A 14,742-nucleotide genomic window follows, 5' to 3' on the forward strand; every position below is an offset into this window, starting at 1 on the left:
GGTATCGGCCCTCCCCCTGCAACCTTTAGAAATTTTTTGTTTTTTTTTCTCTTCGCAGCAATGGCAGAAATAACGCGGTTTTTCCTTCTTCTATTGCGTCATCGGTTTTTAAACTTTTCGGTAAACTTTTTCTCCACTGGGCCGATAACGCGTAAAGCGAATAAAGTCATAATCAAGGAGAATTACCAATGGCATCGATCAGCTCATTAGGCATCGGCTCAGGACTCGACCTCAACGGCTTGCTGGACAAGCTAACCAAAGCGGAACAGCAGCGGCTGACGCCTTATACTACCCAGCAAACCAGCTATAACGCCCAACTGACGGCTTACGGCACTTTGAAAGGTTCGTTGGAAAAGTTTGATAACTTGAGTAAAGAACTGGCGAAACCGGCGTTTTTCAACAACACCACCGCCAGCACCCACGACCAGTTCACTGTCACCACTACCGATAAAGCCGTAGCGGGTAACTACATTGTTAAAGTAAACGCATTGGCCCAACCGCAAACCCTGACCACCCAAGCCCCGATCGCCAATCAGACGGAAAAACTGGGCGCAGCAGGCAGCAGCGACCGCTCAATTACCATCACCGCAGGCAATCCGCAAAAAGACGTGAAGATCCCACTGAGCGATGAGCAAACCTCACTGGTGGAAATGCGCGATGCGATTAACAACGCCAAGGCCGGCGTCAATGCCACCATCATGCGCGTAGGGGATGACGACTACCAACTGGCGCTCAGTTCTACTACCACCGGGGAAAAAAGCACTATCTCGGTTAAGGTCAATAATGACGATAAGCTCGGAGCCATTCTCAACTATGACAACAAGGCTAAAAGCGGTTCGATGAAGCAAACCGTGGCCGGTCAGGATGCCCTGATTGAGGTCAACGGCACGCCGATCAAACGCAGCACCAACTCGATTGTTGATGCGTTGCAGGGTGTGACTATTGATCTAAAAGCCGTCACCAAAGCCGATGCACCACAGAACCTGGTGATCAGCACCGATAAAGCCGGCACCGCCGATAAAGTAAAAGAGTGGGTCGATAACTATAACTCGCTGCTGGATACCTTTAATTCGCTGAGCAAATTTACCCCGGTCAAAACCGGCGAAGCGCAGAATGCCAAAAATGGCGCACTGCTGGGCGATAACACCCTGCGTGGCATTCAGTCGTCGATTAAAAGCGCGCTCAGCGCCGCACAGGACAACCCGGAACTGAAAGGATTGGGCAACCTGGGCATCTCGACCAACCCCAAAACCAATAAACTGGAAATCGACAGCACCAAGCTGAACAAAGCCATTGATGAGAAACCGGCACAGGTGGCCAACTTCTTCGCCGGCAACGGCAAAGACACCGGCATGGCGACCGAGATCCATAACGAGATCCAGAACTACATCAAGGCCGGCGGCATCATCGAGAACTCGACCAAAAGCATCAATACCAACCTCGACCGCCTGAACAGCCAGATCACCACCGTGACCGCCAGTATTCAAAACACCATAGATCGCTATAAACAACAATTCGTTCAACTGGATACCATGATGTCCAAGTTGGGCAGTACAGGTAATTATTTAACCCAACAGTTCAAATAAGAACTTTTTAACCAGGTAAGAAATCACATGTATAACCGAAGCGGAACTCAAGCCTACGCCCAGGTCAGTCTGGAAAGCGGCGTAATGAGCGCCAGCCCGCATCAGTTAATCGTGATGCTTTTCGACGGGGCGCTTAGCGCCCTGTTACGCGCACGCATTCTGATGAACCAGGGCGATATCGCCGGCAAGGGACTGGCACTGTCAAAGGCCATCAACATTATCGATAACGGCCTGAAAAGTGGTCTCGACCACCAACAGGGCGGCGAAATGGCCGATAATCTGGCGGCGCTGTATGACTATATGAAGCGCCGCCTGATGCAGGCCAACCTGCATAATGACGAGGCGGCGATCACCGAAGTGGTCAAACTGTTGGAAAATATTGCCGACGCCTGGCGCCAAATCGGCCCCAATTATCACCCCTCTCAGGACGCCGTTTAATGGAACGTCAACAGCAATTGCTAGCCGCGTATCAACAAATACATAGCCTGAGCAGCCAGATGATCGCCCTGGCGCAAACCGAAAGATGGGAGGACCTGGTCGAACTGGAACTGGCCTACGTCACCGCAGTGGAAAGCACCGCCGCCTTTACCGGGCAGGCCGGCCCATCGATGGCACTGCAGGAGTTGCTGCGCAATAAGCTGCAGCAGATCCTGGACAACGAAACCGAGCTCAAACGCCTGCTGCAGCAACGCATGGACCAATTAAAAGAGTTGATCGGCCAGTCCACCCGTCAGAACGTGGTTAACAGCACCTATGGCCAGTTTAACGACCGCGCCCTGCTGCTGGGAGAGCCGCAAATCAGATGAACTCATAACAATAACGGAAAAAGCAGAATTAATAGCACTATGCACTATTATTCTCCGGTTAAGTCAGGATATTAATCCATGACATTTGAATTATATACACCTATAGTATTTTTCACCTCGGTCTGGTAGGGCGCGAATATATTCGCCCCGACCTACACGGGCGCGGCATGCAACGCCCCTACGAGACGGATAAATATTACGCCGACACGGACGTTTTCTGTTCAGCAGGAAATTGATTTTTGATAGATAAAACACGTCGTTGTGTTTCACAACGCATGGAAAAATGTTGCTCCAGCGCCGATCAAAGCGTAAAGATATTCCCAGATACTGGCTGCGAAATGAATATCGATGGAACGTACAATTAATCTTTGTCCTGGAATTGGTGCCTCGGCGCATATCATTCAGCATACTGAATTATTATTCCCTTCAGTCTATTTTGAACAACCCCATCTGTATTTGGTACAGCAAGGCCATAAACGCGTACGTTGGCAACAGCGTGAAGTGGTGGCTCATAGCGGGGAATTGTTGATTATCGACGGAGGGCAAACCGTGGATATCATTAATGAGCCCTCAGAGGAAGGGGCATTCAGCTGTCAGTTGTTGACCTGCGATCCGTTGCTGTTCGCCGCACCACCGCCCCAGGTTGAAACCCAGGCCCCAACGGCATTCGACGCAGTACTGGCATTGCGCAACCTGCCCTGCGCACTAATACACAGTTTTGAAACCACCAGCCTGGCGCTGGCACTTAAACATCGTTTCCCTGCGGTCATCATTCGCCACAAAATGCTGGAGATTCTGCTGTGGCTGAAGCAATTCAATATCAGCTTCATTCATAACGAGGTCAGAAATTTAACCCAGCAGGTGCGCCGTTGTCTGGCGACCGATCCGCATAATATCTGGACGGCGGCCGAGGTAGCGGACACCCTGTCGATGAGTGAAGTGATGCTGCGCCGTAAATTATCGGCAGAAAATACCTCGTTGCGTACCCTGATGATCGACGTGCGCATGAGCAGCGCCCTGGCACTGCTGCAATCCACCGATTGGCCCATCTCCGCCATCGCCCAGCACGTCGGTTATGAAAGTTCCTCAAGGTTTGCAGAACGTTTTCGTAAGCGCTTTGGCTTTGCCCCCACCGCCATTCGCGGCCACCAACGGGCAATGGAGGGCAGCGCTATTCGCCCCGATCATTTCAGCATGATGGAGGCACAGGAATGACAGCCACGGCCATAAGTTAAATCATTGAGCAACGGGAGCGTCGTTTATGCAGTGCGGGTTAGCGGAAAACAGCCGGGTGGGATAGCATCGGCGAGCATTAATACAATCAGGGGTGATAAACCATGCTCAACGAAAAACTGCTGTTTTCCCTGGCCATACTGTTGCTCGGCATGTGGCTGCTGGGCCTGACCTACGAGGAAGACGTTATGCGGATACTGGCGGGTAAATAAACCGGCAAGGCCACAAAAGTGGCCCGGGTTTTTTAGCTTTGTTTAATTAAAACGATTATTAATACGACCAAAACGGCCATAATCAAAATACTCAACAGCCGCCATCTTTGTTCACTTTTGCTGCTCATCGTCTTTCCCGGTAATAAAACATCCTTAACCCGGGAATTATAACTCTGTGACAAGTGTCGCAATGTGAGTTGAAGCAGGGTTTCTGCCCTGTTACTCCAGCGATTGGTGATCGCTATGCCGAAGGTAATACGCCTAATATGCTAATTCAGTATTCAAAACCCCACCACTAAAAATCCCGCCATCACAACCTAAGGCCCGAGCTGCGCCAATCTGGCCGGCAGTTGCGCCAGCAATTGATCTATTGCCAGCCAGACTTTTAATAAGACTTAATAAGACAATGTCGTGGTACGCAATTTGGTGGCACGGGCGCGCGTGACACTCCATCACACCGCCATATTCATGACTTCCTGGTAAGCGGAAACCAGCTTATTACGCACCTGCACGCCCATCTGCAGCGAGATTGACGATTTTTGCAGATCGACCATCACATCATTGAGGCTGATGCCCGGTACGCCGATCTCAAAATCCTGCGCCTGCTTGCGTGCGGCCTGCTGGGTATCGCTGATCTTGCCAATAGCCGTTTTCAGCTCGCTGGCGAAACTGACGCCCGGCGCAGCAGCGTCTTGCCCCATCGATCCGGCCTGAATCGCGGTGGCTTGTAACTGCTGCAATACCCCTTCAATACCCTGAATTGCCATGGTAACCCCAATAAAAATGCGGCTGCCGGCCATTGTGGCGGCAGACACTACTCTGATGCTGCACACCCTAACACAGCGTTTTTATCCTAAAGCGGCTAATTAACTGCAAAAAACCCGGCTTTTCGGGCCATCGAAATCACCATAAAAGCAAATAATAGTCTGCCCAGTAATGGGAGCGCCGCTATACCCGTCGTCTTTCAAGTTGCAGCGTTGTTATCTGCACTCGCTCACCCCAGTTACTTACTCGAGTAAGCGCCTGGAGATGAGCGAGCTGGCCGCCTAGCTGCAACTTGAAAGGCATAGGGTGTATTTATATGTGTATCAGGGAGTCTGTTTTGTCACACAACGCTAACCACATCGTTCATCAGCCTGGCAGGGAGCTACGCCGTGGCCCGAACCGGATCCTGAGCGTCATTGAAGGACACTGGCTAAAATGAGTGCTTCAATCTCCGCCACCGAAAGCCGCGATAATGGCCTGCAAGCCATGTGGAACCGTCTGCGCGCCAACCCGAAAATCCCACTGCTGATCGCCGCTTCCGCCGCCATCGCCATTGTGGTCGCGCTGCTGTTATGGGCAAAAAGTCCTGATTACCGGGTGCTGTATAGCAACATTAACGATCGCGACGGCGGTGCCATCGTCACCCAACTGACGCAGATGAACATCCCCTTCCGCTTTGCCGAAAATGGCGCGGCGCTGCTGATCCCGGCAGACAAAGTGCACGAAACCCGCCTGCGTCTGGCGCAGTTGGGCCTGCCGAAAGGCGGTGCCGTTGGCTTCGAACTGCTGGATCAGGAAAAATTCGGCATCAGCCAGTTCAGTGAGCAAATCAACTACCAGCGCGCGCTGGAAGGCGAATTGTCACGCACCATCGAATCGCTGGGGCCGGTACAAAACGCCCGGGTGCATCTGGCACTGCCAAAACCCTCGCTGTTCGTGCGCGAGCAAAAATCCCCTTCCGCCTCGGTGACCCTGACGCTGCAACCCGGCCGCGCGTTGGATGACGGCCAGATCAATGCCATCGTTTATATGGTCTCGAGCAGCGTCGCCGGCCTGCCACCGGGCAACGTGACCGTGGTCGATCAGTCCGGTCGCCTGCTGACCCAGTCTGACGGTGCCGGGCGCGATCTGAACGCCGCACAGCTCAAGTACGCCAACGAAGTGGAAAGCCGCTACCAGCGCCGTATCGAAGCGATTTTGGCACCGATGGTCGGTAACGGTAACGCGCGCGCCCAGGTCACCGCGCAGATTGATTTTGCCACCCGCGAGCAAACCGACGAAGAATACCAACCGAACCAACTGCCGAATAAGGCCGCCGTCCGCTCCAAACAAATGAGTCAAAGCGATCAAATTGGCGGGCCACTGGTCGGTGGCGTACCGGGTGCCTTGTCCAATCAGCCTAGCGCTCCAGCGACCGCGCCGATTGAAACCGCCAAACCGGCGGCTACCGGCAACAACGCCAACGCTACCCAGCCCAATGCCGCGGCAACCCGCAGCGCAGCCTCGGGGCCGCAGAATTCACGCCTGGATGAAACCACCAACTACGAAGTCGATCGCACCATCCGCCATACCCAGCAAAAAGCCGGGACGGTGCAGCGGTTGTCGGTGGCAGTGGTGGTTAACTATCGCGGTACGGATAAAGACGGCAAACCACTGCCGATGAGTAAAGAGCAGTTGGCGCAGATCGAATCGCTGGTGCGCGAGTCCATGGGTTTCTCCAGCACCCGCGGCGACACACTCAACGTGGTCAACACGCCGTTTACCGATAACGAAGTCACCGGCGGTGAGCTGCCGTTCTGGCAAAGCCAGGCGTTTATCGATCGTCTGTTCGACGCCGGTCGCTATCTGCTGGTCCTGCTGGTCGGCTGGTTGCTATGGCGCAAACTGGTACGTCCGCAGCTGCAAAACCGTCAGGCAGTACAAAAGGCCGCTATCGCCGCCGCCAATACGCCAATGGCCAAACCGGCAGAGAGCAATAAACAGAGTAACGAGGAGCTGGCGCAGCACCGTAAATCACAACAGCGCGTCAGTGCAGAAGTCCAGAGCCAGCGGATCCGCGATCTGGCTGATAAAGACCCACGCGTGGTCGCTCTGGTAATCCGCCAATGGATGAGCAACGAATTATGAGTCTGACCGGAACCGAAAAAAGCGCCATCCTGCTGATGACCCTGGGTGAAGATCGCGCCGCCGAGGTGTTCAAACACCTCTCCTCGCGGGAAGTCCAGCAGTTGAGCGGCACCATGGCCAGCATGAGCCAGGTCTCGCACAAACAACTGAATGAAATACTGCGCGAATTTGAAGATGACGCCGAACAATATGCGGCACTGAGCGTCAACGCCAGCGACTATCTGCGTTCGGTGCTGGTTAAAGCGCTGGGCGAAGAGCGCGCCGCCAGCCTGTTGGAGGATATTCTCGAATCCCGCGAGACCACCACCGGCATGGAAACGCTCAACTTTATGGAGCCAATGAGCGCCGCCGATCTGATCCGCGACGAACACCCGCAAATCATCGCCACCATTCTGGTCCACCTTAAGCGTGGCCAGGCGGCGGATATTTTGGCGCTGTTCGACGAACGCCTGCGCAACGACGTGATGCTGCGTATCGCCACCTTCGGCGGCGTGCAACCGGCAGCGCTGGCGGAACTGACCGAAGTGCTGAACAACCTGCTCGACGGCCAGAACCTCAAGCGCAGCAAAATGGGCGGGGTACGCACCGCAGCCGAGATCATCAACCTGATGAAAACTCAGCAGGAAGAAGCGGTTATCGACGCCATGCGCGAATACGACGGCGAGCTGGCGCAGAAGATCATCGACGAAATGTTCCTGTTCGAAAACCTGGTGGAGGTCGACGACCGCAGCATCCAGCGCCTGTTGCAGGAAGTGGAAGGCGAATCCTTGCTGGTGGCGCTCAAAGGCGCGGAACAGCCGCTGCGCGAGAAGTTCCTCAAGAATATGTCGCAACGCGCCGCCGATATCCTGCGCGACGACCTGGCCAACCGTGGCCCGGTACGCATGTCGCAGGTCGAGAACGAACAGAAAGCCATCCTGTTGGTCGTCCGTCGTTTGGCGGAAAGCGGCGAAATGATTATTGGCGGTGGCGAGGACACCTATGTCTGATCGCATTAACACCCTGCCCTGGCAGCCCTGGTCGCTTAACGATTTGACCGAGCCGAAAACGGTGGTCGAGCCGCTGCCGTTGCCGCCGGTGGAATCTTTCGGCACACCACTGGACGACACTGTGGTTCAGGAACAGCAATTGGCCCAATTGCGCCTGCAGGCAGAGCAGCAAGGCCAACAGTTGGGCTATGCCGACGGCCAGCAAAAAGGTTACGAAGCCGGGTTCCAGGCCGGCATGGAAGAAGGCCGTCAACAGGGCCTGCTGGAGGCGCAACAGCAACAACAACCGCTGACCGCCCACTGGCAACAGCTGGTGACTGAATTCCAGCATACGCTGGACGCGCTGGACAGCGTGATCGCCTCGCGCCTGATGCAGTTGGCGTTAACCGCCGCCAAACAGGTGCTCGGTCAACCACCGGTGTGTGACGGCACCGCCCTGCTGGCGCAGATACAACAGTTGATCCAGCAGGAGCCGATGTTCAGTGGCAAACCCCAGCTGCGCGTACATCCGGATGATTATCAGCGGATAGAGCAACAACTGGGCGCGACGCTCAGCCTGCACGGTTGGCGACTGCTGGCAGATGGCCAACTGCACCCTGGCGGTTGCAAGGTCAGCGCCGATGAAGGCGACCTGGATGCCAGTCTGGCAACCCGTTGGCACGAACTCTGCCGCCTGGCGGCTCCGGGAGAAGTGTAATGACGCTTCGACTCGGCCGCTGGCTGACCTCACTCGATACGTTGGAAAAACGCATCACGCACGCGCCGAAGGTTCGTCGTTACGGCCGCCTGACGCGCGCAACCGGGCTGGTGCTGGAAGCCACCGGGCTGCAACTGCCGATCGGTGCCACCTGCCTGATCGAACGTCACGACGGCGGTGAAGTTCAGGAAGTCGAGAGCGAAGTGGTCGGTTTTAACGGCCAGCGACTGTTCCTGATGCCGCTGGAAGAAGTGGAAGGCATTGTGCCCGGCGCACGGGTTTATGCCCGCGTCTCGCCGGAAGGGCAAAGCGCCAGCAAACAGCTGCCGCTCGGCCCGGCATTGCTGGGCCGGGTGCTGGACGGCAGCGCCAAGCCGCTCGACGGCCTGCCCGCACCGGAAACCGGCTATCGTGCGCCGCTAATCACCGCCCCGTTCAATCCGTTGCAGCGTACGCCGATCGAACAGGTCCTGGATGTCGGCGTCCGCACCATTAATGGTCTGTTAACCGTCGGCCGTGGCCAACGCATGGGGCTGTTCGCCGGCTCCGGCGTCGGCAAAAGCGTGCTGCTGGGCATGATGGCGCGTTATACCCAGGCCGACGTGATTGTCGTCGGGCTGATCGGCGAACGTGGCCGCGAGGTCAAAGACTTTATCGAAAACATCCTCGGCCCCGAAGGTCGGGCACGCTCGGTAGTGATTGCCGCCCCGGCAGACGTCTCGCCGCTGCTGCGCATGCAGGGGGCCGCCTATGCCACGCGTATCGCCGAGGACTTTCGCGATCGCGGTCAGCACGTGCTGCTGATTATGGATTCGCTGACCCGTTATGCCATGGCGCAGCGTGAAATTGCCCTGGCCATCGGCGAGCCACCGGCCACCAAAGGCTATCCGCCGTCAGTGTTCGCCAAATTACCAGCACTGGTGGAACGCGCGGGCAATGGCATCAGCGGTGGCGGTTCAATTACCGCCTTCTATACCGTACTGACCGAAGGGGATGACCAGCAGGATCCGATTGCCGACTCGGCGCGCGCCATCCTCGATGGTCACGTGGTGCTGTCGCGACGGCTGGCAGAGGCCGGTCACTACCCTGCAATCGACATTGAAGCCTCGATCAGTCGTGCCATGACTTCGCTGATCGATGAGGAACATTACCGCCGGGTACGTAACTTCAAACAGATGCTGGCCAGCTATCAACGCAACCGCGATTTGATCAGCGTCGGTGCCTACGTTTCAGGCAGCGATCCTTTGCTGGACAAGGCGATGGCACTTTACCCGCAGATGGAAGCCTATCTGCAACAGGGCATTTTTGAACGCAGCGGTTATGACGACGCCTGCCAACAGTTACAGCAGTTGATCGTTTAACGTCACCAAAGGCGAAAATCCGATGAAATCACAGTCCCCCCTGATTACCCTGCGCGATTTGGCGCAGGACGCAGTGGAACAGGCGACGCAGCAGTTGGGCCAGGTGCGTAAGGCACAACAGGCGGCAGAGCAGCAGCTTTCCATGCTGCTCAATTATCAGGATGAGTACCGCCAGAAGCTGAATAATCAACTGAGCGGCGGTATGGAATCGTCCAACTGGCAGAACTACCAGCAGTTTATCGGCACGCTGGAGCAGGCCATCACCCAGCATCGCCAGCAACTGACGCAGTGGGGGGAAAAGGTCGAGAGCGCCGTGAAACACTGGCAGGACAAACAGCAACGGCTGAATGCCTTCGAAACCCTGCATACCCGTGCTCAAAGTGCGCAGCTGCAGTTGGAGAATAAACGGGATCAAAAACTGATGGATGAGTTTGCTCAACGCAGTGCACAAAGGAATATCCACCCATGAACCTCAACCTATTGTCAGGTCTGTCGACCCCAGGCGACAGCGGAGTACTGCCGGACGCGCAGTTGCCGCTGGATGAATCCTCTCTTTCGTCCGCCTTTGCTCAACTGCTCGGCGCACGTGTGTTGCCGGCCGATAAGGCTACAGGCAAGCTGTCGCCGATGACGCTGAGTGCCGACGAGGACTCCGCGCCGCTGAGCCGCAACCAACTCACCCAGCTACTGGCCACCTTCGGCGAACGAGATGGACTTTTGGCACCCTCGCTATTAAGCAGCGGTCAGCAGGCGGCCGTCGCGCCGGGGGAAGAGGCGCTGAAAGATCAAACTGCGGAAAATACGGCCCTGCGCCCCGCCGGTGAAATCGACGCGGCCACCTTACAGGCGCTGTTTGCCATGTTACCGATCGCCGTAACGCCGGTGATGCCGGCCACCGCGGCGGGCGCCGGGGAACTGAGCATTGAAGGCGAACCGGGTACGACACAACCCGCAGCTGTGCTGAGCGCCACGCTGGGCCGCCCCTCGGACGCCTCCGGTAGCCCGATAACGGACACGCAGAAAAACCCGCCGACCCTGAGCACAGATCCTCTCAGCACGGAAAGCGGCAGCGACGCGCCACAAAAGACGGCGGCCACTCAGGATAAGCCGGATGCTACCGCATTGAAATTCGGCGCCGATACGCAGGCGCCGGTCAATCACCTGATGACACCGCCTGTCTCCAGCCCGACGGTGGCAGCCGCTCCAGCCTCTTCGCTGGTTACCGCCCCGCCGACGCCACAGCTAAATGCTCAGCTTGGCAGCCCCGAGTGGCAACAGGCGTTGAATCAGCAGGTACTGATGTTCCATCGCAACGGTCAGCAAAGCGCAGAACTGCGCCTGCATCCGCAGGAGTTGGGGGCATTGCAGATCACCCTCAAGCTCGATGACAGCCAGGCGCTGTTGCATATTGCCTCCGCCCACGGTCAGGTACGTGCCGCCGTGGAAGCCGCCATGCCGCAACTGCGCCATGCGCTGGCAGAGAGCGGCATCAATCTGGGACAAAGCAGCGTTGGCAGTGAGTCCATGTCGCAGGGGCAACAGGCGCAACAACAAAACGCCGGGCAACAGGGCCAACCAGGTTATCGCGATAGCCACGCCGGCAACGAACCGGGCGCAGAGGCCCTCAGTGCTCCACAGGCATTGCAGGCGATGGCTCGAGCCGTCAGCGGCGTTGATATTTTCGCCTGACTGAGCGCAAACGCCCAAGCTGGCACGCTTTTCCCCGCCTATTCTGGCTATTGCACGCCGGAATAGACGGGATAATACCGCTACATGTCATGCGTGCGGTTTTCATGTACGCAGAAAACAGGAATTTGGCTTAGCAATGTCTCAGAACTCCCTTCCAACAGCCTCAAAAAAACGTCCGCTACTGGCTTACCTGCTGGTGTTGATTACCCTGCTCGCCTGCGGCGCAGCCGGCTACAGCTGGTGGCAGCTTAAACAGCACCAGAATGGCGCACAGCCCGCAGACAAACCGCAACCTCCGGCCGCACCGGTGTTTATGCCGCTGGACACCTTTACCGTCAATCTGATGACGCCGGATAACAACCCCGATCGCGTGTTGTACATCGGCCTGACATTACGCTTGCCGGACGAGAACACCCGCCGCCAACTGAACGATTTTCTGCCGGAGGTGCGCAGCCGTCTGCTGATGCTGCTGTCCCGTCAGGAGGCGGGCCAGTTGAGCAGTGAACAAGGGAAACAGCAATTGGTGGCGCAGATTAAGGACGTACTTAGCCCGCCGCTGGTTAAAGGACAACCGAAGCAGGTGGTCAGCGACGTGCTGTTCACCGCCTTCATACTGCGGTAATCACTATGGGCGACAGCATTCTTTCACAGGCAGAGATCGACGCCTTGCTCAACGGCGACAGCGCGGGAGATGAACCCGTCGCGGTCACCAGCAACGAGAGCGAGGTCAAGCCGTACGATCCGACTACCCAGCGCCGCGTGGTGCGCGAGCGTCTGCACGCGCTGGAAATCATCAACGAACGTTTTGCCCGGCAGTTCCGCATGGGGTTATTCAACCTGCTGCGTCGCAGCCCGGACATTACCGTCGGCCCGATCAAAATTCAGCCGTACCACGAATTTGCCCGCAACCTGCCGGTGCCCACCAACCTCAACCTGGTGCACCTGAACCCGCTGCGCGGTACCGCGCTGTTCGTGTTCGCGCCGAGCCTGGTGTTTATCGCGGTCGATAACCTGTTCGGTGGCGACGGCCGCTTTCCGACCAAAGTGGAAGGCCGTGAATTCACCCCCACCGAGCAGCGGGTGATCAAACGCATGCTGCGTCTGGCGCTGGATGCTTACGGTGATGCCTGGAGCGCGATTTACAAGATCAACGTGGAATACGTGCGCGCCGAAATGCAGGTGAAATTCACCAATATCACCACTTCGCCGAATGACATTGTGGTCACCACGCCGTTCCAGGTGGAGATCGGCGCGCTGAGCGGTGAATTCAACATCTGTATTCCGTTCGCGATGATCGAGCCACTGCGCGAACTGCTGACCAACCCGCCGCTGGAAAATTCACGGCAGGAGGACAGCCACTGGCGCGAAACGCTGGTGAAACAGGTGCAGCATTCCGAACTGGAGCTGATTGCCAACTTCGTCGATATCCCGATGCGGTTGTCAAAAATCCTGAAGCTGCAGCCGGGTGACGTATTACCGATTGATAAACCGGATCGCCTGATCGCCCACGTGGATGGCGTACCGGTGCTAACCAGCCAATACGGCACGTTAAACGGGCAGTACGCCCTGCGTGTTGAACATTTGATTAACCCTATTTTGAATGCCCTGAGTGAGGAACAGCCCAAATGAGTGATCCTAAGCAACCGTCTGGCGAAGGAAAGGAATCCGTGGACGACCTGTGGGCTGACGCGTTTAACGAGCAGCTTGCCACCGACAAAACCTCTGCCAGCGACGCGGTATTCAAATCGCTGGAACCGCAGGATGCCAGCGGTAGCCTGCAGGATATCGATCTGATCCTGGATATCCCGGTCAAACTGACCGTCGAACTGGGCCGCACCAAAATGACCATCAAGGAGCTGCTGCGCCTGTCGCAAGGCTCTGTCGTGGCGTTGGACGGGTTGGCGGGTGAACCCCTGGATATCATGATCAACGGTTATCTGATTGCCCAGGGCGAAGTGGTGGTGGTGGCCGACAAGTTCGGCGTGCGCATCACCGACATCATTACCCCATCCGAACGTATGCGCCGCCTGAGCCGCTGATGAACCCAAACGCCACCGCGCCCGGTCAGGGCACCTTGCAACCCGCCACGCCGGCGTTACCGGCCGGTTCGGTGCTGACGCAGGTCAGTACCGCACTCGGCGGGATCCTGCTGCTGATCCTGCTGGCCGGCTGGCTGTTTCGCCGATTGGGGTTCGCCCCACAGGCACGCAACAGCAAGCTGTTAAACCTGCGGGCCAGTTGCCAAGTCGGTCAGCGTGAGCGCGTGGTGGTGGTCGAGGTGGACAACACCTTGCTGGTACTGGGCGTCACCGCCCAGCAAATCACCCCGCTGCATACCATGCCTGTCCCTGCGCCAGCGCAAGATAGCAGCACAAGCGACAACGCAGCGCCGGCTGATTTTCGCCAACTGATGCAAAAAGTTCTGAAACGTCCGGAAAAATCGGCATGACTCACACTCAACAATCGGCATCCCCGGCTATTGCCCCCCTCAGCGCGGATTGCCAGAAGGCCACCATCTTCCCCCTCTCCTGCCGGGTGAGGGGAAAACACCTCCTGGCCACTGCCCTGCTGCTGGCAAGCCCAGCGGCTTTCGCGCAATTACCTGGGCTTATCAGCCAACCACTGGCGGGCGGCGGCCAAAGCTGGTCGCTGCCGGTGCAAACGCTGGTGCTGCTGACCTCGCTCAGTTTCCTGCCTGCGATGCTGCTGATGATGACCAGTTTCACCCGTATCATCATCGTACTCGGGCTATTGCGCAACGCGCTGGGTACCCCCTCCGCTCCACCGAATCAGGTGATGCTGGGTCTGGCGCTGTTTCTGACCTTTTTCATCATGTCGCCGGTATTCGACAAGGTCTATCAGGATGCCTACCTGCCGTTCAGCCAGGACAAAATCAGCCTGGACGTGGCAATGGATAAAGGCTCGCAGCCACTGCGCGAATTTATGCTGCGCCAGACGCGTGAAACCGATTTGGCCCTGTACGCCAAGCTCGCCAACCTGCCGCCACTGGCCGGGCCGGAAGCGGTGCCGATGCGTATTCTGCTGCCGGCTTACGTTACCAGCGAGCTGAAAACCGCATTCCAAATTGGCTTCACGGTGTTTATTCCGTTCCTGATTATCGATCTGGTGGTCGCCAGCGTGCTGATGGCGTTGGGGATGATGATGGTGCCCCCGGCAACTATCTCGCTGCCGTTCAAACTGATGTTGTTTGTGTTGGTGGATGGCTGGCAGTTGCTGCTTGGCTCGCTGGCACAAAGTTTCTATTCATAACCGGAGC

General features: G+C 56.9%; 16 protein-coding genes. 15 read left to right on the plus strand and 1 reads right to left on the minus strand.

Going from position 1 to position 14,742, the window contains the following annotated elements; all coding sequences use genetic code 11:
* Nucleotides 1-188 precede the first annotated feature (188 nt).
* The 4 genes from fliD to M2406_RS09305 all read left to right on the plus strand — a co-directional run bounded on the left by fliD (nucleotide 189) and on the right by M2406_RS09305 (nucleotide 3,607).
* On the plus strand, nucleotides 189-1,586 hold the full coding sequence (gene fliD / locus M2406_RS09290) for a flagellar filament capping protein FliD (RefSeq protein ID WP_259189722.1): 1,398 nt from the start codon (nucleotides 189-191) through the stop codon (nucleotides 1,584-1,586).
* A 27-nt stretch (nucleotides 1,587-1,613) separates the two neighbouring features.
* Nucleotides 1,614-2,024, plus strand: a complete 411-nt coding sequence (gene fliS, locus M2406_RS09295; RefSeq protein WP_012145664.1) for a flagellar export chaperone FliS — start codon at nucleotides 1,614-1,616, stop codon at nucleotides 2,022-2,024.
* Complete coding sequence (gene fliT / locus M2406_RS09300; RefSeq protein ID WP_012145665.1) at nucleotides 2,024-2,392, plus strand: flagella biosynthesis regulatory protein FliT; 369 nt, start codon at nucleotides 2,024-2,026, stop codon at nucleotides 2,390-2,392. Before fliS ends, fliT begins: the two co-directional genes overlap by 1 nt.
* Before the next feature lie 348 nt (nucleotides 2,393-2,740).
* Complete coding sequence (locus M2406_RS09305; protein WP_259189723.1) at nucleotides 2,741-3,607, plus strand: AraC family transcriptional regulator; 867 nt, start codon at nucleotides 2,741-2,743, stop codon at nucleotides 3,605-3,607.
* 682 nt (nucleotides 3,608-4,289) lie between these two features.
* On the opposite strand, the gene fliE is transcribed toward M2406_RS09305, so the two are convergent.
* Entirely contained in the window at nucleotides 4,290-4,604 is a 315-nt protein-coding gene (gene fliE / locus M2406_RS09310) for a flagellar hook-basal body complex protein FliE (protein WP_259189724.1), read from the minus strand.
* 433 nt (nucleotides 4,605-5,037) lie between these two features.
* On the opposite strand from fliE, the gene fliF reads away from it, so the two are divergent.
* The 11 genes from fliF to fliP all read left to right on the plus strand — a co-directional run bounded on the left by fliF (nucleotide 5,038) and on the right by fliP (nucleotide 14,735).
* Nucleotides 5,038-6,729 (plus strand): flagellar basal-body MS-ring/collar protein FliF, encoded by a 1,692-nt coding sequence (fliF, locus tag M2406_RS09315; RefSeq protein ID WP_012145669.1) that lies wholly within the window; start codon nucleotides 5,038-5,040, stop codon nucleotides 6,727-6,729.
* Nucleotides 6,726-7,718 (plus strand): flagellar motor switch protein FliG, encoded by a 993-nt coding sequence (gene fliG / locus M2406_RS09320; protein WP_012145670.1) that lies wholly within the window; start codon nucleotides 6,726-6,728, stop codon nucleotides 7,716-7,718. The genes fliF and fliG overlap by 4 nt, the downstream gene beginning before the upstream one ends.
* Nucleotides 7,711-8,415, plus strand: coding sequence for a flagellar assembly protein FliH (gene fliH / locus M2406_RS09325; protein WP_012145671.1), 705 nt, complete (start codon nucleotides 7,711-7,713; stop codon nucleotides 8,413-8,415). Before fliG ends, fliH begins: the two co-directional genes overlap by 8 nt.
* Nucleotides 8,415-9,776 (plus strand): flagellar protein export ATPase FliI, encoded by a 1,362-nt coding sequence (gene fliI, locus M2406_RS09330; protein ID WP_012145672.1) that lies wholly within the window; start codon nucleotides 8,415-8,417, stop codon nucleotides 9,774-9,776. The genes fliH and fliI overlap by 1 nt, the downstream gene beginning before the upstream one ends.
* 22 nt (nucleotides 9,777-9,798) lie before the next feature.
* Nucleotides 9,799-10,245, plus strand: a complete 447-nt coding sequence (fliJ, locus tag M2406_RS09335) for a flagellar export protein FliJ (RefSeq protein ID WP_012145673.1) — start codon at nucleotides 9,799-9,801, stop codon at nucleotides 10,243-10,245.
* Nucleotides 10,242-11,465, plus strand: a complete 1,224-nt coding sequence (locus M2406_RS09340) for a flagellar hook-length control protein FliK (RefSeq protein ID WP_259189725.1) — start codon at nucleotides 10,242-10,244, stop codon at nucleotides 11,463-11,465. Before fliJ ends, M2406_RS09340 begins: the two co-directional genes overlap by 4 nt.
* Before the next feature lie 136 nt (nucleotides 11,466-11,601).
* Nucleotides 11,602-12,087: a flagellar basal body-associated protein FliL gene (gene fliL / locus M2406_RS09345; protein ID WP_017893219.1), complete on the plus strand. Its 486-nt coding sequence runs from the start codon at nucleotides 11,602-11,604 to the stop codon at nucleotides 12,085-12,087.
* Nucleotides 12,088-12,092: 5 nt separating this feature from the next.
* On the plus strand, nucleotides 12,093-13,094 hold the full coding sequence (gene fliM, locus M2406_RS09350; protein WP_012145676.1) for a flagellar motor switch protein FliM: 1,002 nt from the start codon (nucleotides 12,093-12,095) through the stop codon (nucleotides 13,092-13,094).
* Nucleotides 13,091-13,504: a flagellar motor switch protein FliN gene (gene fliN / locus M2406_RS09355; protein ID WP_012145677.1), complete on the plus strand. Its 414-nt coding sequence runs from the start codon at nucleotides 13,091-13,093 to the stop codon at nucleotides 13,502-13,504. Before fliM ends, fliN begins: the two co-directional genes overlap by 4 nt.
* Nucleotides 13,504-13,914 carry a flagellar biosynthetic protein FliO gene (gene fliO / locus M2406_RS09360; RefSeq protein ID WP_259189726.1) on the plus strand — a complete coding sequence of 137 codons (411 nt, stop codon included), beginning with the start codon at nucleotides 13,504-13,506 and terminating at the stop codon, nucleotides 13,912-13,914. Before fliN ends, fliO begins: the two co-directional genes overlap by 1 nt.
* Nucleotides 13,911-14,735, plus strand: coding sequence for a flagellar type III secretion system pore protein FliP (fliP, locus tag M2406_RS09365; RefSeq protein ID WP_259189727.1), 825 nt, complete (start codon nucleotides 13,911-13,913; stop codon nucleotides 14,733-14,735). Before fliO ends, fliP begins: the two co-directional genes overlap by 4 nt.
* The last annotated feature ends 7 nt before the right edge of the window (nucleotides 14,736-14,742 follow it).

It is taken from the genome of Serratia sp. BIGb0163 (assembly GCF_024809935.1).
Taxonomy (GTDB): domain Bacteria; phylum Pseudomonadota; class Gammaproteobacteria; order Enterobacterales; family Enterobacteriaceae; genus Serratia; species Serratia quinivorans.

Coding starts and splice junctions, on each gene's coding strand:
- fliD (WP_259189722.1), top strand. CDS start 189: ATGGCATCGATCAGCTCATTAGGCATCGGCTCAGGACTCGACCTCAAC.
- fliS (WP_012145664.1), top strand. CDS start 1,614: ATGTATAACCGAAGCGGAACTCAAGCCTACGCCCAGGTCAGTCTGGAA.
- fliT (WP_012145665.1), top strand. CDS start 2,024: ATGGAACGTCAACAGCAATTGCTAGCCGCGTATCAACAAATACATAGC.
- fliO (WP_259189726.1), top strand. CDS start 13,504: ATGAACCCAAACGCCACCGCGCCCGGTCAGGGCACCTTGCAACCCGCC.
- fliG (WP_012145670.1), top strand. CDS start 6,726: ATGAGTCTGACCGGAACCGAAAAAAGCGCCATCCTGCTGATGACCCTG.
- fliE (WP_259189724.1), bottom strand. CDS start 4,604: ATGGCAATTCAGGGTATTGAAGGGGTATTGCAGCAGTTACAAGCCACC.
- fliI (WP_012145672.1), top strand. CDS start 8,415: ATGACGCTTCGACTCGGCCGCTGGCTGACCTCACTCGATACGTTGGAA.
- fliJ (WP_012145673.1), top strand. CDS start 9,799: ATGAAATCACAGTCCCCCCTGATTACCCTGCGCGATTTGGCGCAGGAC.
- M2406_RS09305 (WP_259189723.1), top strand. CDS start 2,741: ATGGAACGTACAATTAATCTTTGTCCTGGAATTGGTGCCTCGGCGCAT.
- fliL (WP_017893219.1), top strand. CDS start 11,602: ATGTCTCAGAACTCCCTTCCAACAGCCTCAAAAAAACGTCCGCTACTG.
- fliH (WP_012145671.1), top strand. CDS start 7,711: ATGTCTGATCGCATTAACACCCTGCCCTGGCAGCCCTGGTCGCTTAAC.
- M2406_RS09340 (WP_259189725.1), top strand. CDS start 10,242: ATGAACCTCAACCTATTGTCAGGTCTGTCGACCCCAGGCGACAGCGGA.
- fliN (WP_012145677.1), top strand. CDS start 13,091: ATGAGTGATCCTAAGCAACCGTCTGGCGAAGGAAAGGAATCCGTGGAC.
- fliM (WP_012145676.1), top strand. CDS start 12,093: ATGGGCGACAGCATTCTTTCACAGGCAGAGATCGACGCCTTGCTCAAC.
- fliP (WP_259189727.1), top strand. CDS start 13,911: ATGACTCACACTCAACAATCGGCATCCCCGGCTATTGCCCCCCTCAGC.
- fliF (WP_012145669.1), top strand. CDS start 5,038: ATGAGTGCTTCAATCTCCGCCACCGAAAGCCGCGATAATGGCCTGCAA.